The organism is Aureimonas sp. Leaf427 (genome assembly GCF_001425485.1).
Classification (GTDB): domain Bacteria; phylum Pseudomonadota; class Alphaproteobacteria; order Rhizobiales; family Rhizobiaceae; genus Plantimonas.
This window is the reverse complement of the sequence record NZ_LMQW01000012.1, coordinates 561,571-582,697: the sequence shown is the minus strand read 5'-3', so window position 1 is coordinate 582,697 and position 21,127 is coordinate 561,571. Positions and strand designations below refer to the sequence as shown.

The window sequence follows — 21,127 nt, the reverse complement described above, 5'->3', positions numbered from 1 at the left end:
CTCGCCCGACATCGTCCGTACCGGCCCGCCGAGCCTCGGGGGCAGGGCGGATCGCAGCCGGTCGCACGCGACGGCCCCGACGGAAACGTTCCTGCCGAGTGCAGTCTAAATGCGGCGATTTAACGGGACTTGAACGGAGGTGCGATCCAGTATCCCGCCGATCCGACGCAAGGGAAAGTGGATCGGCGGGGTCGTCGCGCGAAAGGGCGTTCGGAGCGCTTCGAGGTCCGCCCCCGGCCGATCCCGTTCGGGAGACCGGAGGCGGAGGATCATCTGAAGCGCCGGCCGGGTCAGTTGCGGGCGAAGGTCGCGAGGTCGGCGGTGAGCTTCTCCTTGTCGGTGAAGGTCAGCGCGTGCGGGGCGCCGGGATAGACCTTCAGCTCCGCGCCCGGAACCATGGCGGGAACGCGCTTGCCCGAGGCGTCGATCGGCACCGTCTGGTCGGCATCGCCGTGGATGACGAGCGTCGGCACGTCGAAGCGGCGCAGATCCTGGCGGAAGTCGGTGCGCCCGAAGGCCTTCACGCAGTCGATCGTCGCCTTGGCACTGGCCTTCAGGCCCTCGATCAGGAACTGCTGGCGCGTCTCGTCCGAGATCTGGAAGTTCAGCATTCCCGCGTTGAAGAAGCTCTTCGAGAAGGAATAGAGGAAGTTCGGCCGGTCCGTGCGAAGGCCTTCGATGATCTGGTCGAAGATCGCGCCATCGACGCCGTCGGGATTGTCGTCGCCCTTCAGGAGATAGGGCGGCACGGCGGAGACGAGGGCGACCTTGCCCACGCGCTCGCCCGAATGGCGCGACATGTAGCGGGCGACCTCGCCGCCGCCCATCGAGAAGCCGACGAGGACGGCGTCGTCGAGTTCGAGATGGTCGAGCACCACCTTCAGATCGTCGGCGAGCGTGTCGTAGTCGTAGCCGGAATAGGGCTGGGAGGACTTGCCGAACCCGCGGCGATCGTAGGCGACGACGCGGAACCCCGCCTCGACCAGCCCTTCCACCTGATACTCCCACATCGAGGAGGAGAGCGGCCAGCCGTGGATCAGAACGATCGGCCGGCCATGGCCCCAGTCGTTGTAGTAGAGCTCGGTCTTGTCGGCTGTGGTGACGAACGGCATGCGGAGACACTCCAAGGGGCGGGCTTCTCGGCCCGGTTCCCCCTTGAAATGCTCAGTTGTCCTGAGTGTTCCGCGATGCGGCAGGAGCCGGGCGCCGCAAAGCCCCCAGCCCCTCCGGGCTTCCTTAGAAGTTGATCGAGAAGCGCTTGGAGATGCCGACGCCGAAGGTGAACTGGTCTTCCGAGCCGGCCTTCACGATCGGGCTGTCCTCGGCATCGCCGACGAAGGTCTCGTAGGAGCCCTTGGCGTTGAGGAACCACTCGGGGCGGAACTCGTAGCGGGCCGTGGCGGCCGCGCCGACCGTCTTGAAGCCGCCATCAGCGTCGTAGGCCGAGAAGCGGCCGCCGGAGCGGGCGGCCTCGAAGGAGGTGACGCCGAAATAGGTGTCCATGTAGTCCTCGGAGGCGAAGGTCGCGAGCGGGCCGGCCTTCAGCTCCAGCTCCGGGGTCGGACGGGCGATGAGGTTCGCGCCGACCGAGCCGACGAGGCCTTCCGCGCCGCCGAACGCATAGCGCGCCTCGCCGTAGATCTCCGCATAGGTCCACTCGTAGCCGACCTTGACGCCCGCCTCGTAGGTGGCATCGACGTCGAACAGGCCGCGAAGCTCCGTCGGCTCCTCGCGCTCGCCGGTATAGCCGAAGGACGGGCCGATCGAGAAGCCGCCGGCCGTGTTCGGGGTCGGGCTGCCCACGGTGAAGAGGCCGGGAATCGAGAGGTAGTCGAGCGAGATGATCGGATAGGGCGAGACCTCATAATTGTCCGAACCCTCGTATTTCGGGGCGACGAGGCCGCCGATGCCGAGCTCGATCACCATCGAGACGCTGTCGCTCGGCGCCGCGAGCACGGTCGCTTCGGGCTCGTAGACGTCGGCAGCCGCGGCGGCCGAGAGCGTGGAGCCGAGAAGAAGGGTGGAGAGAGCGAAGCGAACCATCGTGGATGTTCCTGCAGAGGATCGGCACGCCTGTCGCGTGCGCCATGGGATCATCCATAGTCGGCATAAGCTGCGGAACAAGCTTCGAAAGCCCGTTCGGGCCGGTTCCGTCGCCCGGTCTATCGGTTCAGGGAGCAAGCGTTGCCGCACCGCCACAGAAAGAGCGGGCGCCTCTCCTCCTTTCCGCTCCTCCCGGCTGTCGTCTTCGACCAAGGGAGGAGAGGTCGGCGGGGAGACAGACCGCGCGCGGTTCCTCTAGACTGGCGGAAAGCGCAAAGGCGCAGAACGATCTTGGGAGGGATCAGAGGATGAAGCGCAGAACCTTCGTGGCGGCGCTGGCCGCGGCCGCTCTGTCGTCCGGCATCGCGCCTGCGATGGCGCAGGATGCCTATCCGCAGCAGCCGGTCCGGCTCGTCGTGCCCTTCGCCGCCGGCGGCTCGACCGATCTCGTCGCGCGCGTCGTGGCGCAGGGGATGGGCGAGCGGCTCGGCCAGCAGGTCGTGGTCGAGAACAAGGGCGGTGCCGGCGGCAATCTCGGCGCGACGGCGGTCAAGCAGGCCGCGCCGGACGGCTACACGATCCTGATGGGCACGATCGCGACGCACGCCCTCTCCGCCTCGCTCTACGAGAAGCCGCCCTTCGATCCGGAGGCGGACTTCGCGCCGATCGTGCTTCTCGTCACCGTTCCGAACGTTCTCACCGTCAACAAGGACTATCCGGCCAAGGACGTGAAGGAGCTGATCGCGCGGCTGAAGGAGAAGCCGGGCGAGGAGGTCTGGTCCTCCTCCGGCAACGGCACGCCGCTCCATCTCTCCGGCCAGCTCTTCATGACGATGACCGGCACCGACATGATCCACGTTCCCTATCAGGGTTCGGGCCCCGCCCTGGTCGACGCCCTGTCCGGCGCCGTGCCGATCAACTTCGACAATCTTCCCTCCTCGGCCGGGCATATCAAGGCGGGCGCGCTGAGGGCGCTGGCCGTGACGACGAAGGCGCGCGTGCCGCTCTTTCCCGACGTGCCGACGATGGAGGAGGCCGGCGTTCCCGGCTACGAGACCAACACCTGGAACGCGCTCTTCGCCCCCGCCGGCACCCCGCCGGAGGCGATCGCCAAGCTGAACGCGGCGGCGAACGAGGCGCTGAAGGACCCCGCCGTGAAGGCCAAGCTCGACGGCGTCGGCGCCGTGGTCGTCGGCGGAACGCCGGAGGACCTGGCGCTGCACGTCAAGACCGAGATCGCCCGCTGGCGCCCGGTGATCCAGGCGGCCGGAGTCAAGATGGATTAAGCACGGCGAGAGAGAGGCGCGCCTCGTTTCCGTAAGGGTAAGCTTTTCCCGCGCATTCCTTCGGCAGGGCCGCAGCGTCCTGCCGGAGATCTCGGCCCTTCGAGGGCGGGCGGCTCCGGTTCCCGGAACCCCATCGCTCCCGAAGGCCATCTCGATGAAGCTCTCCATACTCGCCGCCGCAGCGGCCGTCCTTCTCTTCGGCACCGCCGCGCGGGCCGAGACGCTGCTCTTTCCGAGCGACGAGCCGGTCGCCTCCATCACCTTTCCCGGCACCTGGCAGGCCACGGAGAACGAGAGCGGCATCGAGGGATTCTCGCCGGACGAGACGATCTCCTTCTATGTCGACGTCGCCACCGACAAGACGAGCGACAAGATCGTGGAGGACGGGATCGACTTCCTCGCCGAGAACGGCGTCACGCTGAAAGAGGGCTCGATGACCGAGTCCAAGAGCACCGTGAACGGCATGGAGATGGAGGTGATCGGCTGGGAGGGCACGGACGCCGCGGGCCCCGCGAGCATCGTCCTCGCCTTCCTCGCGCCGGCGCCCGACAAAATCCTGATGATCACCTATTGGGGCACGCAGGGCGAGGAGCAGAAATATGGGGCGGAGGTCGATTCCATCGTGAACTCGATCAAGCCCGCCCGCTGACCCCCTTCAGGCAGGCTCGGGACGGCGCCGGCTTCCTCGGACGGCGCCGTCCTTGGCCTCAGGCCGCGCCGTTGCGGCCGATCGCGTCGAGAAGCCGAGCCCAGGAGCGCTGGCCCTTGGCATAGGAGGACAGCTCGTACTTCTCGTTCGGCGAATGGATGCGGTCGTCGCCGAGGCCGAAGCCGACGAGAAGCGAGCCCATGCCGAGCCGGCGCTTGAACTCGCCGACGACCGGGATCGAGCCGCCCATGCCGATCATCACGGCAGGCTTCGGCCATTCGTCGGAAAGGGCGGCCCGCGCCGTCTGGAGCACGTCGGAATCGAAGGGCAGCTGGATCGCCGGCGAGCCGCCATGCTCGTGGAACTCGACCGAGCAATCAGCCGGAATGCGCGCCCGGACGAAGGCGCGGAAGCTGTCGCGGATCTTCGCCGGGTCCTGGGAGAAGACGAGGCGGAAGGAGATCTTGGCGAAGGCTTCCGCCGCGATCACCGTCTTGAAGCCCTTGCCGGTATAGCCGCCCTCGATGCCGTTCACTTCGGCGGTCGGCCGCGCCCAGACCTGCTCCAGCACGGTCCGGCCCTTTTCGCCCGCCGGAACGGAAAGCCCGGCCTGTCCGAGGAAGGCCGCCTCGTCGAAGCCGAGCCCGTCCCAGATCTTGCGGACCTCGTCCGGAATTTCCTCCACGCCGTCGTAGAAGCCCGGCAGCGTCACGCGCCCGTCGGCATCGTGGAGGTCGGCGACGATCTTCGACAGGATGCGGATCGGATTGGCGGCCGCCCCGCCGAAATAGCCCGAATGCAGGTCCTTGTCGGCCGCGCGCACCACGACCTCCTCGCCGACGAGGCCGCGAAGCCCCGTGGAGATGGCCGGCGTGTCCCGGTCCCACATATTGGTGTCGCAGATCAGAGCGACGTCGGCCGACAGTTCCTCGCGATGGGCGTCGAGGAAGGGCAGTAGCGAGGGCGAGCCGGACTCCTCCTCGCCTTCGAGGAAGATCGTGACGCGGCAGGGCAGCGAGCCGGTCTCGGCGATATAGGCCCGGCAGGCCTCGACGAAGGTCATGAGCTGGCCCTTGTCGTCGGCCGAGCCGCGCCCGACGATCCGCTGCGTGCCGTCCGGCATGGTCTTCAGCTCCGGCGAGAAGGGCTCCGTGTCCCAAAGCTCGATCGGATCGACGGGCTGAACGTCGTAATGGCCGTAGAAGAGGACGTGCGGAACCTTGCCCGCCGCACCGCTCGGGCCGGCATGATGGGCGATGACCATCGGATGGCCGGCGCTGTCGGCGACGCGCGCGGCAAAGCCGATGGCGGAGAGATCGCCGGCCAGCCATTCGGCGGTCTTGCGGCAGTCGTCGGCATAGGCGGGGTCGGTCGAGATCGATTTCAGGCGCATCAGGTCGAAGAGGCGCTCGACCGAGCGGTCGAGATTGAGATCGAGGCAGGCGAGCACGCTGTCGAGCTGGGCCATGGCGGCAGTCTCCCGATGAGAGGCGACGGCGCTGATCGAGCGCGAGCCGCCGGAAAGGTCAGGGGAGGGTTTAGATCATCCGACCGAAGGCGGTCGAGATCAAAGAGGCGCTTGTCGAAAGCGAAGCCGCCGTGGCCAGGGGGGACTGCCACGACGGCCTCGACCTTTTCAGGCGGCGCCCATGCCCGCGAGGGGGGAATCGGGACCGGGCGCCTTCGTCACCGGCATGAGGCGGGGGACGAGCCTTCCGCCGGTGTCGGCGATCTCTCTGCCGATGGTGCGAATTTGGCCGCGAACACCCTGGCTTTCAAGGCGAGCGGAGGCGCAGATCGTCACAGGAGCGTGAGAATTTCATGACAAATTGGACAGGTCTTCGAGCCGGCCTTTGCGCGGATCGAAGGCTCGGGCACCGCATGCGCGCCGCGCGATCCGCGACACGGTTTACTCAAGGCGAAGGCCGCGATACGGGATGGCCATGCAAAAGGGCGATCACCTCTTCCTCGTCGACGGCTCGGCCTACATCTTCCGCGCCTATCACGCCCTGCCGCCGCTGACGCGCAAGTCGGACGGGACGCCCGTCGGCGCGGTCTCGGGCTTCTGCAACATGCTGTGGAAGCTCGTCGAGGAATCGCGCGACACCTCGGTCGGCGTCGCGCCGACCCATTTCGCGGTGATCTTCGACCACTCGTCCACGACCTTCCGCAACGAGCTCTACGACCAGTACAAGGCGAACCGCGTCGCCCCGCCCGAAGATCTCGTGCCGCAATTCGCGCTGATCCGCGAGGCCGTGCGCGCCTTCGATCTGCCCTGCATCGAGAAGCAGGGCTTCGAGGCCGACGATCTCATCGCGACCTACACGCGCCTTGCCGTCGAGGCCGGCGGCGACGTCACCATCGTCTCCTCCGACAAGGACCTGATGCAACTCGTCGGTCCCGGCGTGATCCTCTACGACCAGATGAAGGACAAGCGCCTCGGCCCGGACGAGGTGAAGGAGAAGTTCGGCGTCTTCCCCGAGAAGATGATCGATCTCCAGGCGCTGGTCGGCGACAGTTCCGACAACGTTCCGGGCGTTCCCGGCATCGGCCCGAAGACGGCCGCCGAGCTTCTCGACATCTACGGCGATCTGGAGACGCTCCTGTCGCGCGCCGAGGAGATCAAGCAGGCCAAGCGGCGCGAGAACATCATCGCCTTCGCCGAGCAGGCGCGCCTGTCGAAGAAGCTGGTGACGCTGGAGCAGCACATGCCGCTCGACGTGCCCCTGGACGATCTCTTCATCCACGAGCCCGACGGCGACAAGCTGATCGCCTTTCTGAAGGCGATGGAGTTCACCTCGCTGACGCGGCGCGTCGCCGCCAAGCTCGGCGAGGATGCGAGCGCCATTCCCTCCGCCGAGATCAAGGTCGGCGGTCCCGCGCGCGGACCGGATCTCGACCCGAAGCCGGTCGCGGCTTTTGCCGGCGGCGACGCGGCGCTGCCGCTGACGCCGGGCGCCCTCGTCGCGGCCCGCCGCGATGCCGCCTCGGGCGAGACCTTCGACCGCGCCGCTTATGCCACCATCCGCGACGCCGGCACGCTCAGCACCTGGATCGCGCGCGCCTACGAGACCGGCCTTCTCGCCTTCGACACCGAGACGACCTCGCTCGACGCCAACCGCGCCGATCTCGTCGGGATCTCCTTCGCCGTCGCGCCGGGCGAGGCGGCCTATGTGCCGCTCGGCCACGTGGCGGCGGATTCAGGCGATCTCCTGGCGAGCGACGAGACCAAGGCGGGCATCGGCCTCCAGCTCTCCGAAGCCGAGGCGCTGGAGATCCTGAAGCCCGTGCTCGAGGACGCCTCGATCCTGAAGATCGGGCAGAACGTCAAATACGACTATCTCGTCATGCTCCGTCACGGCGTCGCCATCGCGCCCTTCGACGACACGATGCTGATCTCCTACGCGCTCGACGCCTCGTCCTCGCTGGAGGGCCATGGGCTCGACGAGCTGTCGCAGCGCTTCCTCGGCCACACGCCGATCACCTACAAGGAGCTCTGCGGCTCCGGCCGGACGCTGAAGCCCATCGCCGCCTGCCCGATCGACAAGGTCACGGAATACGCCGCCGAGGATGCCGACGTGGCGCTCCGCCTCTGGCGCGTCCTGAAACCGCGCCTCGCCGCCGAAGGCCTCTCCTCCGTCTACGAGCGGCTGGAGCGCCCGCTCGTGCCGGTGCTCGCGCGCATGGAAGAGCGCGGCATCCGCACCGACCGGCAGATCCTCTCGCGCCTCTCCGGCCGCTTCAGCCAGAAGGCGGCGAGCCTCGAAGCCGAGATCGCAGAATTGGCGGGCGAGGCCTTCAATCCCGGCTCCCCGAAGCAGCTCGGCGACATCCTCTTCGGCAAGCTCGGCCTGCCCGGCGGCAAGAAGACCAAGTCCGGCCAGTGGTCGACCGACGCCCGTGCGCTCGAAGAGCTGGCCGCCGAAGGCCACGCCCTGCCCCGCCGGATCGTCGACTGGCGCCAGCTGACCAAGCTGAAGGGCACCTACACGGATGCTTTGCCGGCTTATATGGATGCCGACGACCGCATCCACACGTCCTATTCCATGGCCTCCACGACGACCGGGCGCCTCTCTTCGTCCGAGCCGAATCTCCAGAACATCCCGGTCCGCACCGAGGAGGGGCGCGCCATCCGCACCGCCTTCGTCGCGCCCGACGGCTTCAAGCTCCTCTCGGCCGACTACAGTCAGATCGAGCTGCGCCTTCTCGCCCACATGGCCGACATCCCGCAGCTGACGCAGGCCTTCGTCGAGGGCGTGGACATTCACGCCATGACCGCCTCGGAAATGTTCGGCGTGCCCGTCGAGGGCATGCCCTCCGACGTGCGCCGGCGCGCCAAGGCGATCAACTTCGGCATCATCTACGGCATTTCGGCCTTCGGCCTCGCCAACCAGCTCTCCATCCCGCGCGAGGAGGCCGGCCTCTACATCAAGCGCTATTTCGAGCGCTTTCCCGGCATCCGCGACTACATGGAATCCACCAAGGCCTTCGCCAAGCGCCACCTCTATGTCGAGACGCTCTTCGGCCGCCGGGCGCATTATCCCGACATCGCCCATGCCAACCCCTCGGTGCGCGCCGCCGTCGAGCGCGCCGCCATCAACGCGCCCATCCAGGGCTCCGCCGCCGACATCATCCGCCGCGCCATGATCCGCATGGAGGACGCTCTGAAGGCCGAGCGCCTCTCCGCCCGGATGCTTCTCCAGGTTCACGACGAACTCATCTTCGAGGTCCCCGACGACGAGGTCGAGGCCACCATTCCCGTCGTCGAACGCGTCATGACCTCCGCCGCCGAACCCCGCATCACGCTGTCCGTGCCCCTGCTCGTCGACGCAAGGGCCGCGCAGAACTGGGACGAGGCGCATTGAGGGCACCCCGGCGGCGGGACGTGGCAGGGGACGGCCGTCTCCTGCACCCCTGCCAAGGGACGGTCGTCCCTTGGAACCCGTTTCGTGTTGTTCTGTCCGAGGGGCCGCTGGCCCCTTGGACAGAACAAAAAGAAGGAAGGGTCCGGGAAGTCCTTCCCGGGCCGGGCCCGGGGCGGCAGCCCCGCTTCATCAGCCACTCAGGAGCCAGCCATGCGTGATCGTCTGATCGTGGGTCTCGACGTGTCCGGCCGCGCGGAGGCCGAGGCGGTGGTGAGCGAGCTCGGCGAGACGGTCTCGACCTACAAGATCGGCTATCAGCTGGTCTTTTCCGGCGACGGCCTGCCGCTGGTGGGCGAGCTGGCGCGGGCGGGGAAGCGCGTCTTTCTGGACGTGAAGCTGCTCGACATCGCCAACACGGTCGAGAAGGGGATCGAGCAGATCGCCAAGCTCGGCGCCGCGATGGTGACGATCCACGCGCAGGGGCATGCGATGCGCGCGGCCGTGAAGGCTTCCGCGGGGTCGGATCTCCTCGTGCTCGGCGTGACCGTTCTGACCTCGCTGGACGACGAGGACCTGACGACGGACGGCTACGGATTGTCGGTGGCCGAGCTGGTGCGGCGCCGCGCGGCGCTGGCGCGCGAGATCGGCATCGGCGGGCTGGTGGCCTCGGCATCGGAGGCGCGGGCCCTGCGGCAGATCGTCGGGCCCGACATGGCGCTGGTGACGCCGGGCATCCGGCCGGCGGGCGCTGAGGCCGGCGACCAGAAGCGCATCGCGACGCCCGCCGAGGCCATTCGCGACGGCGCCTCGCATCTCGTCGTCGCCCGGCCGATCGTCGGCGCGCGGGACCGCAAGGCGGCGGCCGAGGCCATTCTGGCGGAAATGGCGGCGGCCTGAGAGAACAGCGCTATATCCCGGCCCGAAGGCCGGAAGGACCGGCGAAGCGGAGGAACGAGAATGCCGAAGGCCTATTGGATCGCCCATGTCGATATCACCGACCCCGAGCGCTACCAGGACTACGTGTCGACGGCCTCGCCCGCCTTCGCCGAATATGGCGCGAAGTTCCTGGCGCGGGGCGGGCCGATGCTGGCGCTGGAAGGCCAGTCGCGCACGCGCAACGTCGTGATCGAGTTCGCGAGCCTTGCCGATGCGCAGGCCTGCTACGAGAGCCCCGCCTATCGCGAGGCACGGGCGATCCGCGGCGAGGTCTCGACGGCCGACATCGTCATCGTCGAGGGCGTCGAGAGCTGAAGCGAATGGCCGGACGGGTCGCGGCGAGGCGGGGAAGGGCGGCGTTCATGCATCTGGCACCCGATGGCTTCCGCATCCGCCTGATGGAGCCGGGCGAGGCGGAGGGGCTGCGGGGCCTCGGCGCGGCGTCCGGCCTTTTCGCCGGCGCGGCGCCCGACATGCCGGACTTCGTGCGCTGGCTCCTTCTGCACGAGATCTTCGTTGCCGAGACAGGGACAAAGACCGAGGCGGGCCGGCTCGCAGGCTTCGCGGCGGCGCGCGATGCGACCGATCTCTACTGGCTCTCCGGTCTCGCCGTCGATCCGGCCTTCCGAGGGCGCGGCGTGCGCAAGGCGCTTCTGGCCGCGGTGGTCGCGCGGGCCGGCTGGTTCTTCCACCGCGCGGTCGGCCTCGCCGTCCAGGGCGAGGCGGGGGCCGACTGGTATCGCCGCCGCCGGTTTCTCGGTGTCGACCGCAAGGACTGGACGCAGGAGCTGGCGCGACTGGCCGGCGAGGTGCCGGGCCTGCCGCCGCAGCGATTCGACGGGGATGACGAGGCTTTGGGCGCGGGTCTTGTCGGAACCGAAAGGAATGTCATGATCCATTGGCTCTGACCTCGCCTTGCCGGCGACGGCGGCCGGGGGGCTCGGCGAGCCCCGTGGCTCCCGAACGACGCGCGTGGGGGCGGGCGATGCGTTCGGGGCGGCAAGGCAGGGCGGCGACCGGCCCTGGGCAAGCCGGTATCGGGAGGCCCGCAAGGCCTATCGACAGCGTTCGGACAGCGGAAACCGGCTGTTTGTGCGCTGCAGCATTTCGTGGTAAGAGGTTCGAAACGATCGGCGGGAGCGTATGTTGTATCATTTCTACGAATGGAACCACGCAGCCATCGCACCGCTCCGCGCCTTCGCGGACGCCGCGCGCATGTTCTATGAGAGCCCGCTCAATCCGTTCGCCGGCACCGAGGCCGCGCGCACGATGGCGGCGATGGCCGAGGTCTTCGAGCGCTCGACCCGCGTCTACGGCAAGCCGCAGTTCGGGCTGAACGAGACGGTGGTCGGCGGCCTGCGCGTCCCGGTCGTGGACAAGGTCGTCTGGAAGAAACCCTTCGCCCAGCTTCTCCATTTCGAGCGCGCCCTTCCGGCCGGCCATAGCAAGGACCCGCGATTCCTGATCGTCGCGCCGATGTCGGGCCACTACGCGACCCTTCTGCGCGGCACGGTCGAGGCTCTGCTCCCCTATGCCGACGTCTACATCACGGACTGGGAAGATGCCCGCAAGGTTCCCGTCGCGGTCGGCCGCTTCGACCTCGACGACTATGTCGACTACGTCGTCGAGATGCTGCATTTCCTTGGCCCAGACACGCATGTGATCGGCGTCTGCCAGCCGGCCGTGCCGGTTCTGATGGCGGTCGGCGCCATGTCGGCCAAGGACGATCCTTGCGTTCCCGCCACCATGACGCTGATGGGCGGCCCGATCGACACGCGCATCAACCCGACGGCCGTGAACAAGCTGGCCATGGACAAGGGGATCAACTGGTTCCGCGACAATGTCGTGATGGCCGTGCCCTTCCCCCAGCCGGGCTTCATGCGGATGGTCTATCCGGGCTTCCTGCAGCTTTCCGGCTTCATGTCGATGAATCTCGACCGCCACGTCACGGCGCATCGCGAGTTCTACCAGCATCTCGTCAAGAACGACGGCGACTCCGCCGAGAAGCATCGTGAATTCTACGACGAGTACATGGCGGTGATGGATCTCACGGCCGAGTTCTACCTGCAGACGGTGGACGAGGTCTTCATCAAGCACTCGCTGCCGAAGGGCGAGATCACGCATCGCGGCGAGCGGATCGACCTATCGAAGGTCACGCGCACCGCGCTCCTGACCGTCGAGGGCGAGAACGACGACATTTCCGGCCTCGGCCAGACGAAGGCGGCGCAGACCCTCTGTTCCTCGCTGCCGGACGATATGCGCGTTCACTACATGCAGCCGAAGGTCGGCCATTACGGCGTGTTCAACGGCTCGCGGTTCCGCGCCGAGATCGCGCCGCGCATCGTCGACTTCGCGCTGACCCACGGCACCACGCATTCGGCCGCCGCCCTGCCGCGCAAGGCCGGCAAGCTCACCATGCCCGATCTGGAAGCCGTCCGCGCCCTGCAGGTGGAATCCTCGTCCGAGCAGGTCCATCCCTCCGAGCCCGCCGAGACGGCGGCTTCGATGATGGAGCCCGCCGCCGAGATCGCCGAGACCGCCGTCGTGGCGCAGCTCGATGCGGTCGATGCGGTGGAGACGGCCGTCGAGGCAAGCGTGGTGCCCGTCGCCGAGGCGCCTGCCGCCGAAGCCCCGCCGGTCGATGCCACGGTGCCGGAGCCCGACGCGGTCTCGGAGGCTTTGCTGCCCTTGCGCGCGGCCGTGGACGAAGTGGTGGCGAAGCTCGGCCTCGAACCGCAGGAGACGGCGGTCTCCACTGGAGGCCCGGTCGCCCATCCGCCCTTCGCCGATCACGCGGCGGTTCCCGCCCTCGGCGTTCCGGCGGATGACGAGCTTCTCGCCGCCTCCGTCGCGCCCGCCCCCGTCGCGCCGGCGCCGAAGGCCTTCGGTCCCAAAGGGCGCGCCACCACGCCGCGCCGCACGCGCAGCCGCTGAAAGAGCGAGCGGTTCAGCCGAAGGTCCTGTGCTCCTTGCACCAAGACTTTCGGCGCCCTCGTCTTGAACCGCCATTTTTCGACGCCCATGTCCAAGTCTCAGGCGGAGCGTATCGCCCCGCCACTTGGGAAAGGGCCCATCGAATGACGTCCCACGCCTTGATCCGTCCGGCCTGGACGCCTGCGACGATCGCCTTGATGGTCGGCGGGTTCATGCTCTACTGGCCGCTCGGCCTTGCCGTGCTCGCCTATATTCTCTGGGGCGAGCGGCTCGAAGGCTTCCGCCGCGACGTCAATCGCTCGACGGACCGGTTCGCGGACTTCTTCCGCGCCAATGGCGGCGGCCGGGCCATGCCCTTCGCGAGCGCGCGGACGGGCAATGTCGCCTTCGACGACTGGCGCGAGCGCGAGCTGTCGCGCCTCGACGAGGAGCGCCGCAAGCTGAACGAGGCCCATGCCGAGTTCGAATCCTATGCCCGCGAGCTTCGCCGGGCGAAGGACCAGGAAGAGTTCGACCGCTTCATGTCCGCCCGCCGCGACAGGGGCACCGCCCGCGACCGTTCGGGCGCCTCGGACGCGACCATCATCGACGCCTGAGCGTCGCGCCTCCCCAAACGATCCGGCGACGGCGGCCCCTGCGGCCGCCGTCGCTTTTTGGCGCAAGGCGTGATGAGATGGGCGGTGAACGGACTTTGTCGAATGCTGTTGCAGTCTTTGCGAATGGGTCATCCTTGCTTTGAGTCTGCGCGGCGCACATTGACGGTAGCGCTTGCCGCGCCCCCCTCTGCCTGCCGGCATCTCCCCCTCAGGGTGGGAGATCAGGCGGTGGGGCGGTCTCAGGCCAATCTCTCCCTTTGCAGCCGCCGATCTCCCCCCTTGAGGGGGAGATGTCCGGCAGGACAGAGGGGGGCGCGACACACTCGACTTTTGACCCGCGAGGTCTCAGTAACTCCCGCAGCGCACCTCGCATGAAACCCTTTCCCGATCTCCGCCGCCTTTTGAGCCCGCGTCGCGCGCCCGCCGCGCGCCTGCCCGAGACGCTCGATCTCGGCACCGGCAGCATCGCTCTCCTCGTGCGCCGGAACCCGCGCGCGCGCCGTCTGACGATGCGCCTGGCACCCGGCGGCGGCGCGCTCTCCGTCACGGTTCCGCCCCGCACCTCCGATGCCGCGATCCTCGCCTTCGTCGAGCGCCATCGCGGCTGGGCGGAGGCGCGCATGGCCGCCGTGCCCGGCCGCATCCGCGTCGAGGACGGCGCGATCCTGCCCTTTCGCGGCGCGACTCTTGCGATCCTCCACGATCCCGCGCGCCGCGCGGCGCGGCTGGAGACCGGCTCGGAAGGGGCGATGCTTCTCGTCGGCGGCGATGCGGCGCATCTGCCGAGGCGCGTGATGGACGCCCTGCGGCGCGAGGCGAGGGCCGATCTCCAGGCCCGCGTCGATCGTCACGCCGCCGCCGTCGGCCTGAAGCCCGCGGCTCTCACGCTGAAGGACACGCGCAGCCGCTGGGGCTCCTGCACGGCGGACCGGCGCCTCGCCTTCTCCTGGCGGATCGTGATGGCGCCGCCGTCCGTCCTCGACTATCTATGTGCCCACGAGGTCGCCCATTTTCGGGAGATGAACCACGGCCCCGCCTTCTGGGCGTTGTGCCGCGCGCTCTGTCCCGACATGGATGCCGGGCGCGACTGGCTGAAGCGCCATGGGGCGCAGCTTCATGCGGTCGATTTCGGCGAGGCGGGCTAGGCGCCTCGGATGGATCGGACAGGACGGGAAGGGAGCCATGGCGCTCGAGGTCAAGATCTGCGGGCTTTCGACGCCGGAGACGCTCGATATCGTCCTGTCGCGTGGCGCGAGCCATGTCGGCTTCATCCATTTCCCGAAGAGCCCGCGCCATCTCGACCTTCCGGCGATCGCCGCCCTCGCGGAGCGCGCACGGGGGCGGGCCGAGACGGTCGTCGTCGTGGTCGATCCGAGCGACGAGATGCTGGATGCGATCGCCGAGACCGTCAGGCCGGACATCGTCCAGCTTCACGGGCACGAGACGCCGGAGCGGGTGGCGGCGGTCCGCCGGCGGATCGGCGCGAAGGTCATGAAGGCGATCTCGATCGGCACGGACGAGGACGTCGCGGGCGTCGCGGCCTATGTCGGCGCGGCCGATCGTCTCCTCCTCGACGCGAAGCGGCCGAAGGGCTCCGTCCTGCCCGGCGGCAACGGCGTTTCCTTCGACTGGCGCCTTCTGGAAGCGCTTGACCCGTCCGTGCGTTACATGCTCTCGGGAGGGCTTGATCCGAGCAATGTCGAGGCGGCGCTCGGGCTCGTCTCGCCCGCCGGGATCGACGTCTCGTCGGGGGTGGAATCCTCGCCGGGCATCAAGGATGCGGACCGGCTCCATCGCTTCTTCGACGCGCTCGACCGCGCCGGACGCGGCGAGGCGCCTGCGGACGGAACGGCTCTTTTGAATCGGACGGCTCTTTTGAATCGGATTGACTCGTGAACCTGGTCACACCTCCCAATTCCTTCCGCGCTGGCCCCGACGAGGACGGCCGCTTCGGTCTCTTCGGCGGACGCTTCGTGGCGGAAACGCTGATGCCGCTGATCCTGGAGCTGGAAGCGGCGTGGAAGAGCGCGCGCACCGATCCCGCCTTTCAGGCCGAGCTCGAGCATCTCAACACGCATTACACCGGCCGGCCGTCGCCGCTCTACTTCGCCGAGCGGCTGACCGCCCATCTCGGCGGCGCGAAGATCTACTTCAAGCGCGACGAGCTGAACCACACCGGCTCGCACAAGATCAACAACTGCCTCGGCCAGATCCTCCTCGCCCGCGTCATGGGCAAGACGCGCATCATCGCCGAGACCGGCGCCGGCCAGCACGGCGTGGCCTCCGCCACCGTCGCGGCGCGCTTCGGCTATCCTTGCGTCGTCTACATGGGCGCGACCGACGTGGAGCGGCAGTCGCCGAACGTCTTCCGCATGAAGCTTCTCGGCGCCGAGGTCGTGCCCGTCACGTCCGGCCACGGCACGCTGAAGGACGCGATGAACGAGGCCCTGCGCGACTGGGTGACGAACGTCGACAGCACCTATTACATCATCGGTACCGCCGCCGGCCCGCACCCCTATCCCGAGATGGTGCGCGAGTTCCAGTCGGTGATCGGGCGCGAGGCGAAGGAGCAGATCCTCGCCGCCGAGGGCCGCTTGCCCGACATGCTTGTCGCCGCCGTCGGCGGCGGGTCGAACGCGATCGGCCTCTTCCACCCCTTCCTCGACGACAAGGACGTGGCGATGGTCGGCGTCGAAGCCGGCGGCCGGGGTCTGGAGGGCGAGGAGCACTGCGCCTCGCTGACGGCGGGCTCGCCCGGCGTCCTCCACGGCAACCGCACCTATCTCCTGCAGACGCCGGAGGGCCAGATCAAGGAAGGTCATTCCATCTCGGCCGGCCTCGACTATCCCGGCATCGGCCCCGAGCACTCCTGGCTGAAGGATGCCGGCCGCGTCGACTACGTGCCGATCCTCGACACAGAGGCGCTGGAGGCCTTCCAACTCCTGACGCGCACCGAAGGCATCATCCCCGCCCTGGAGCCCGCCCACGCGCTGGCCGAGGTGATCAAGCGCGCGCCGACCATGGACAAGGACCAGATCATCGTCATGAACCTCTGCGGACGCGGCGACAAGGACGTGTTCACGGCGGCGAAGGCGCTGGGGGTGGATCTCTAGGCGGAGTTTACCGAAGATGAGGCGAGACGAGGAGCTTTCGTGATGGCAATTCCAGAGACCCTCCCGCTCGTCATCGACCCGGAAATCGGTGCGCGTCTCGAACGACGCGCGTCGCTTGAACAGACCTCCGCCTCGTCCATCGCCGAGCGAGCGATCGCCGCCTATCTTCAGGCAAACGAGCTGAAGGAAGAAGCGATTCATAACGCCGCCTTAGAGGCGGATAAGGGTGTCTTCATCTCCAGCGAGGCGATCGAGCGCTGGATGATGTCCTGGGATACGGATGACGAATTGCCGCCGCCCGAACCGGATATCTTGCTTCACGCACGATGAGGGTCGTTCTCCTCGATACGGCCCGAACGGACTTGATCTGGTTCCGCCGATATTATCGCCGGGTCTTTCCGGAAGGTGGCCGCGAGGGAGTCCGGCGCTTCAACAGAATGCTGAAGGCATTGGCGCTTATGCCGGAACTCGGTCGTGTTGTCGTAGCGGACAATCGCGAGGTCCAGATTTCCAGGACGCCTTTCTCGATCGTCTATCGCGTGCGGAGCGACCGGATCGAGGTTCTGCGGGTTTGGGACCAGCGGGCCGACAGACGTGAAGACGGTGGCAGCGGCTGAGCCTCTTGCGATGGGAGCCTGACGCCCTTTGACCTTCCCCCTCCGAAAATGCCAAGAGAACCCCTCGCAGAGCCCGTGACGAAAGCCCATCCATGACCAGCCGCATCGACCAGCGCTTCGCCGACCTCAAGGCCGAGGGGCGTCCGGCGCTCGTGACCTTCCTGATGGCGGGCGATCCCGATGGCGAGACCGCCTTCGAGATCATGAAGGGCCTGCCGGCCGCCGGCGCCGATCTGATCGAGCTCGGCATGCCCTTTTCCGATCCCATGGCCGATGGGCCCGCGATCCAGAAGGCGGGCCTTCGCGCGCTGAACGGCGGCGAGAGTCTGGCGAAGACGCTTGTGACGGTCGCGCGGTTTCGAGAGGGCGATTCGAAGACGCCGATCATCCTCATGGGCTATTTCAACCCGATCTACGTCTACGGCGTCGAGCGCTTCGTGACGGCGGCGCTGGAGGCGGGCGTCGACGGGTTGATCGTCGTCGATCTGCCGCCGGAGATGGACGACGAGCTCTGCCTGCCCGCGCTCGCCAAGGGCCTCGCCTTCGTGCGCCTGGCGACGCCGACGACCGACGACAAGCGCCTGCCTGCCGTTCTGAAGAACACGTCCGGCTTCGTCTACTACGTGTCCATCACCGGCATCACCGGGGCCGCGGCGCCCGATGCGAACAAGGTCGGCGCGGCCGTGCAGCGCATCAAGCGCCACACGAGCCTTCCCGTCTGCGTCGGCTTCGGCGTGCGCACGCCGGACCAGGCCCATGCCATCGGCCACAGCGCCGACGGCGTCGTGGTGGGCTCCGCGCTGATCAGCGCGATCGAGGCCTCGCTCGACGGCGACGCGGCGACGGCGGGCACGGTCGAGGCGGTTCATAGGCTTGTGCGCGCCCTGGCGGCCGGCGTTCGCGCGCCGCGCCTTGCACAGGCCTGAATTTCGCGCCATGTGACGGGCTGACTGGAACCGTTCGAAGCCGGCCGGCGAGGGATCGCAGAGGCCGGCGAGGATGTTCCGCCGCTCCATTTGCCCGATGCGGCACGCGCCGATCCGTCCAAGGAAGACCGAAGTGAACTGGATCACCGATTTCGTCCGCCCGAAGATCACCAGCCTCCTCACGCGCTCCGAGGTGCCGGAAAATCTCTGGATCAAATGCCCCGAGACCGGGGAAATGGTGTTCTACAAGGATCTGGAGGCGAACCAGTGGGTGATCCCAGCATCCGGGCACCACATGCGCATTTCCGCCAAGGAGCGGTTGAAGGCCTTCTTCGACGGCGGCGACTACGTCTCGATCGACCTGCCGAAGGTTCCGGTCGATCCGCTGAAGTTCCGCGACGAACGCCGCTACACCGACCGGCTGAAGGACAGCCGCGCCAAGACCGGGCTCGAGGACGCCGTTCTCGTCGCGACCGGCAGGATCGACGATCTGCCGATCGTCGCGGCCGTGCAGGATTTCGCCTTCATGGGCGGCTCGCTCGGCATGGCGGCGGGCGAGGCGATCGTCACCGCCGCCGAGACGGCGATCTCGGAAGGCCGGCCGCTCGTCCTCTTCGCCTCTTCCGGCGGCGCGCGCATGCAGGAGGGCATCCTGTCTCTCATGCAGCTGCCGCGCACCACGGTCGCGGTCGAGCTCGTGAAGGAAGCGGGCCTTCCCTACATCGTCGTCCTCACCAATCCGACGACGGGCGGCGTGACCGCGTCCTACGCGATGCTCGGCGACGTGCACATCGCCGAGCCCGGCGCGCTCATCGGATTTGCCGGCCCGCGTGTGATCGAGCAGACGATCCGCGAGAAGCTGCCGGAGGGCTTCCAGCGCTCGGAATACCTGATGGAGCACGGCATGGTGGACATGGTCGTCCATCGCCACGAGCTGAAGGGCAAGATCGCGACGCTTCTGAAGCTCTTGACGAAGACGCCGGTCGAAGGCGCCTCCGACACCGAGACGCTCGGCTCCGACATGTCGCCGCCCGAACCCTTCCGCTCGGCCGAAGCGGAGGGCTCGGCCCTCTCCAACGAAGCGGCGTGAGACCCATTCCCGCGCCCGCCTTTCCGGGGACCGCCGCCCGATGACCGCCACCGGCCAGAGTCTGGCGGATGCCGCGATCGAGCGCCTGATGCTGGTCCATCCCAAGGGCTTCGACCTCGCCCTCGACCGCATCCGCCGGCTTCTCGCCACGCTCGGCGATCCGCAGAAGCGCCTGTCGCCGACGATCCACGTCGCCGGCACGAACGGCAAGGGCTCGGTCGTCGCCTTCTGCCGCGCGGTTCTGGAGGCGGACGGCAAGGCCGTCCACGCCCACACCTCGCCGCATCTGGTCAACTGGCACGAGCGCTATCGCCTCGGCCGCGCCGGCGCGCGGGGCCGGCTGGTGGAGGACGAGGTCCTCGCCGAAGCGGTGGCGCGCGTCGCCGAGGCCAATGCGGGCCAGCCGATCACGGTCTTCGAGATCCTCACCGCCGTCACCTTCGTCCTCTTCTCCGAGCATCCCGCCGACGCGGTGCTGCTCGAGGTCGGGCTCGGCGGGCGGTTCGACGCGACCAACGTGATCGAGACCCCCGTCGCGAGCGTCATCACCTCCATCTCGCTGGATCACCAGCCCTATCTCGGCGACCGCGTGGAGCTGATCGCGGCGGAGAAGGCCGGCATCATCAAGCGCGGCGTTCCCGTCGTCATCGGCCAGCAGAGCCAGTCGATCGTGATCGACGTCATCAAGGCCGCGGCCAAGCGCGCCGGCGCGCCGGTCCTTCTCTACGGCGAGGACTTCTTCGCCTACGAGGAGCACGGCCGGATGGTCTATCAGGACGATCAGGGCCTCCTCGATCTCGCCGTGCCCCGCCTCGTCGGCCGCCATCAGATCCACAATGCCGCGACCGCCGTCGCGGCGCTCCGACAGGCCGGGCTCGATCCGTCGGAAGCGGCCGTCGCCAAGGGCATCGCCGGCGCCGAATGGCCGGGCCGCATGCAGCGCATCACGTCCGGCCCGCTCGCCGCCGCCGCCGTGAAGGGTTCGGAGATATGGCTCGACGGCGGGCACAATCCCGGCGCCGGCGCCGTCATCGCGGAGGCCCTGGCCGAGATGGAGGACCGGGTGCAGCGCCCGCTTTTCATCATCGCGGGCATGCTGAACACCAAGGACCCCGTCGGCTTCTTCGAGGCCTTCGCCGGCATGGTGCGCCACGTCTTCACCGTGCCCATCCGCTCCTCCGACGCGGGCGCCGATCCCGACAGCCTGACCGACGCCGCGATGGAGGCCGGGCTCGACGCCGAACCCTGCGAGAGCGTGGAGGAGGCGATCCGCCTCGTCTCCACAGGCTGGCAGAGCCAGCCCGCGCCCCGCTTCCTCATCTGCGGCTCGCTCTATCTCGTCGGCGAAGTCCTGGCGGAAAGCGGCCTCGCGCCGACATAAGGCACAGCCCCTTCAAGCACCGCTTCTTCTCCCCTCCGGGGAGAAGGTCGCGGCAGCGGGATGAGGGGGCGGCCGCACGCCGAGCTTTATGATCTTTCCGCCGTCCGTGCGGACGTTCTGGCACGGCTGGCGCGAAGAACCCCTCATCGGCCTGCCGGCCACTTCTCCCCGCAGGGGAGAAGAAGCAGCTTTGCCGTCTGCGTCGAAACTTCAAAGCGTGGAGTTTCGCCACGTTCCTCGTTGCTTCGGCGCGAGGTGCCCCCCAAGCACGCCATCCGCCTTCGCCGCCAACTTCAATCCGCGAGAGGCGCCGACGCCCGTCGCTCAACCCGCAGACGAACTCACCAGAACCGCCGGAAACGAACTCACGGCTGGATAAAAAATGCGGGGCTACGTCAGACCGGACGGGGTGGATTCCTGTTTGTCCGCTTACGGCCGACCTTCGTTGAAAGTGACACACAGGTTATGCGCCGAGAGCGGGCAGGCCTGCCCGACTGACCGGATCTGTCCATTGGATAGGAGTTCCCGCGCAATGAGCCGCCCAACCAATAGGCATTTTGCATGCGATATCGTTGCGGAATTGCATGTAAATTCGTCTGATCGTCCGAACGGGAAGTGGCATCTTCGCTCTTAGTGGCCAGTTTTTCTTGAGCTTCCGAGCGTTCTGGCGGGGAATGCCAAACTGGCACGA

19 protein-coding genes are annotated in these 21,127 nt (G+C 67.9%); 16 read left to right on the top strand and 3 right to left on the bottom strand.

Features of this window, described 5'->3' with window-relative positions; genetic code table 11:
• Positions 1-290: 290 nt before the first annotated feature.
• Positions 291-1,112: an alpha/beta fold hydrolase gene (locus ASG62_RS10925; RefSeq protein WP_056689089.1), complete on the bottom strand. Its 822-nt coding sequence runs from the start codon at positions 1,110-1,112 to the stop codon at positions 291-293.
• Positions 1,113-1,236: 124 nt separating this feature from the next.
• On the bottom strand, positions 1,237-2,043 hold the full coding sequence (locus ASG62_RS10920) for a MipA/OmpV family protein (protein WP_056689087.1): 807 nt from the start codon (positions 2,041-2,043) through the stop codon (positions 1,237-1,239).
• A gap of 308 nt (positions 2,044-2,351) precedes the next feature.
• On the opposite strand from ASG62_RS10920, the gene ASG62_RS10915 reads away from it, so the two are divergent.
• Both ASG62_RS10915 and ASG62_RS10910 read left to right on the top strand, forming a co-directional pair.
• Positions 2,352-3,329 carry a Bug family tripartite tricarboxylate transporter substrate binding protein gene (locus ASG62_RS10915; protein WP_056689084.1) on the top strand — a complete coding sequence of 326 codons (978 nt, stop codon included), beginning with the start codon at positions 2,352-2,354 and terminating at the stop codon, positions 3,327-3,329.
• A gap of 154 nt (positions 3,330-3,483) precedes the next feature.
• Complete coding sequence (locus ASG62_RS10910; RefSeq protein WP_056689082.1) at positions 3,484-3,978, top strand: hypothetical protein; 495 nt, start codon at positions 3,484-3,486, stop codon at positions 3,976-3,978.
• A gap of 58 nt (positions 3,979-4,036) precedes the next feature.
• Here the strand turns inward: ASG62_RS10910 and ASG62_RS10905 are convergent, their stop codons facing one another.
• A complete protein-coding gene (locus ASG62_RS10905; protein WP_056689081.1) occupies positions 4,037-5,446 on the bottom strand; it encodes a M20/M25/M40 family metallo-hydrolase in 1,410 nt (469 codons plus the stop codon).
• Between the two features lie 475 nt (positions 5,447-5,921).
• On the opposite strand from ASG62_RS10905, the gene polA reads away from it, so the two are divergent.
• The 14 genes from polA to ASG62_RS10835 all read left to right on the top strand — a co-directional run bounded on the left by polA (position 5,922) and on the right by ASG62_RS10835 (position 20,436).
• On the top strand, positions 5,922-8,843 hold the full coding sequence (polA, locus tag ASG62_RS10900; RefSeq protein WP_056689439.1) for a DNA polymerase I: 2,922 nt from the start codon (positions 5,922-5,924) through the stop codon (positions 8,841-8,843).
• A gap of 210 nt (positions 8,844-9,053) precedes the next feature.
• Complete coding sequence (gene pyrF, locus ASG62_RS10895; RefSeq protein WP_056689079.1) at positions 9,054-9,740, top strand: orotidine-5'-phosphate decarboxylase; 687 nt, start codon at positions 9,054-9,056, stop codon at positions 9,738-9,740.
• Positions 9,741-9,800: 60 nt separating this feature from the next.
• The gene (locus tag ASG62_RS10890; RefSeq protein ID WP_056689076.1) at positions 9,801-10,094 is read left to right on the top strand and encodes a DUF1330 domain-containing protein; all 294 of its coding nucleotides are present in this window, start codon (positions 9,801-9,803) and stop codon (positions 10,092-10,094) included.
• Positions 10,095-10,141: 47 nt separating this feature from the next.
• Positions 10,142-10,687 carry a GNAT family N-acetyltransferase gene (locus ASG62_RS10885; protein ID WP_056689071.1) on the top strand — a complete coding sequence of 182 codons (546 nt, stop codon included), beginning with the start codon at positions 10,142-10,144 and terminating at the stop codon, positions 10,685-10,687.
• A gap of 235 nt (positions 10,688-10,922) precedes the next feature.
• Positions 10,923-12,713 (top strand): polyhydroxyalkanoate depolymerase, encoded by a 1,791-nt coding sequence (gene phaZ / locus ASG62_RS10880; protein ID WP_082536910.1) that lies wholly within the window; start codon positions 10,923-10,925, stop codon positions 12,711-12,713.
• A 143-nt stretch (positions 12,714-12,856) separates the two neighbouring features.
• Entirely contained in the window at positions 12,857-13,309 is a 453-nt protein-coding gene (locus ASG62_RS10875) for a DUF2852 domain-containing protein (protein WP_056689069.1), read from the top strand.
• Positions 13,310-13,680: 371 nt separating this feature from the next.
• Positions 13,681-14,454: a M48 family metallopeptidase gene (locus ASG62_RS10870; RefSeq protein WP_056689066.1), complete on the top strand. Its 774-nt coding sequence runs from the start codon at positions 13,681-13,683 to the stop codon at positions 14,452-14,454.
• 37 nt (positions 14,455-14,491) lie between these two features.
• Complete coding sequence (locus ASG62_RS10865) at positions 14,492-15,205, top strand: phosphoribosylanthranilate isomerase (protein ID WP_056689063.1); 714 nt, start codon at positions 14,492-14,494, stop codon at positions 15,203-15,205.
• Positions 15,202-16,422 carry a tryptophan synthase subunit beta gene (gene trpB / locus ASG62_RS10860; RefSeq protein WP_056689060.1) on the top strand — a complete coding sequence of 407 codons (1,221 nt, stop codon included), beginning with the start codon at positions 15,202-15,204 and terminating at the stop codon, positions 16,420-16,422. The genes ASG62_RS10865 and trpB overlap by 4 nt, the downstream gene beginning before the upstream one ends.
• 42 nt (positions 16,423-16,464) lie before the next feature.
• Entirely contained in the window at positions 16,465-16,752 is a 288-nt protein-coding gene (locus ASG62_RS10855; RefSeq protein WP_056689057.1) for a hypothetical protein, read from the top strand.
• The gene (locus ASG62_RS10850) at positions 16,749-17,039 is read left to right on the top strand and encodes a type II toxin-antitoxin system RelE/ParE family toxin (protein ID WP_056689054.1); all 291 of its coding nucleotides are present in this window, start codon (positions 16,749-16,751) and stop codon (positions 17,037-17,039) included. The genes ASG62_RS10855 and ASG62_RS10850 overlap by 4 nt, the downstream gene beginning before the upstream one ends.
• Before the next feature lie 92 nt (positions 17,040-17,131).
• Positions 17,132-17,965 carry a tryptophan synthase subunit alpha gene (gene trpA / locus ASG62_RS10845; protein WP_056689051.1) on the top strand — a complete coding sequence of 278 codons (834 nt, stop codon included), beginning with the start codon at positions 17,132-17,134 and terminating at the stop codon, positions 17,963-17,965.
• A gap of 133 nt (positions 17,966-18,098) precedes the next feature.
• Positions 18,099-19,055, top strand: coding sequence for an acetyl-CoA carboxylase, carboxyltransferase subunit beta (gene accD / locus ASG62_RS10840; RefSeq protein WP_056689438.1), 957 nt, complete (start codon positions 18,099-18,101; stop codon positions 19,053-19,055).
• A 40-nt stretch (positions 19,056-19,095) separates the two neighbouring features.
• Positions 19,096-20,436, top strand: coding sequence for a bifunctional folylpolyglutamate synthase/dihydrofolate synthase (locus ASG62_RS10835; protein ID WP_056689050.1), 1,341 nt, complete (start codon positions 19,096-19,098; stop codon positions 20,434-20,436).
• Positions 20,437-21,127: the final 691 nt, after the last annotated feature.

Coding starts and splice junctions, on each gene's coding strand:
- ASG62_RS10925 (WP_056689089.1), bottom strand. CDS start 1,112: ATGCCGTTCGTCACCACAGCCGACAAGACCGAGCTCTACTACAACGAC.
- ASG62_RS10920 (WP_056689087.1), bottom strand. CDS start 2,043: ATGGTTCGCTTCGCTCTCTCCACCCTTCTTCTCGGCTCCACGCTCTCG.
- ASG62_RS10915 (WP_056689084.1), top strand. CDS start 2,352: ATGAAGCGCAGAACCTTCGTGGCGGCGCTGGCCGCGGCCGCTCTGTCG.
- ASG62_RS10910 (WP_056689082.1), top strand. CDS start 3,484: ATGAAGCTCTCCATACTCGCCGCCGCAGCGGCCGTCCTTCTCTTCGGC.
- ASG62_RS10905 (WP_056689081.1), bottom strand. CDS start 5,446: ATGGCCCAGCTCGACAGCGTGCTCGCCTGCCTCGATCTCAATCTCGAC.
- polA (WP_056689439.1), top strand. CDS start 5,922: ATGCAAAAGGGCGATCACCTCTTCCTCGTCGACGGCTCGGCCTACATC.
- pyrF (WP_056689079.1), top strand. CDS start 9,054: ATGCGTGATCGTCTGATCGTGGGTCTCGACGTGTCCGGCCGCGCGGAG.
- ASG62_RS10890 (WP_056689076.1), top strand. CDS start 9,801: ATGCCGAAGGCCTATTGGATCGCCCATGTCGATATCACCGACCCCGAG.
- ASG62_RS10885 (WP_056689071.1), top strand. CDS start 10,142: ATGCATCTGGCACCCGATGGCTTCCGCATCCGCCTGATGGAGCCGGGC.
- phaZ (WP_082536910.1), top strand. CDS start 10,923: ATGTTGTATCATTTCTACGAATGGAACCACGCAGCCATCGCACCGCTC.
- ASG62_RS10875 (WP_056689069.1), top strand. CDS start 12,857: ATGACGTCCCACGCCTTGATCCGTCCGGCCTGGACGCCTGCGACGATC.
- ASG62_RS10870 (WP_056689066.1), top strand. CDS start 13,681: ATGAAACCCTTTCCCGATCTCCGCCGCCTTTTGAGCCCGCGTCGCGCG.
- ASG62_RS10865 (WP_056689063.1), top strand. CDS start 14,492: ATGGCGCTCGAGGTCAAGATCTGCGGGCTTTCGACGCCGGAGACGCTC.
- ASG62_RS10855 (WP_056689057.1), top strand. CDS start 16,465: ATGGCAATTCCAGAGACCCTCCCGCTCGTCATCGACCCGGAAATCGGT.
- ASG62_RS10850 (WP_056689054.1), top strand. CDS start 16,749: ATGAGGGTCGTTCTCCTCGATACGGCCCGAACGGACTTGATCTGGTTC.
- trpA (WP_056689051.1), top strand. CDS start 17,132: ATGACCAGCCGCATCGACCAGCGCTTCGCCGACCTCAAGGCCGAGGGG.
- ASG62_RS10835 (WP_056689050.1), top strand. CDS start 19,096: ATGACCGCCACCGGCCAGAGTCTGGCGGATGCCGCGATCGAGCGCCTG.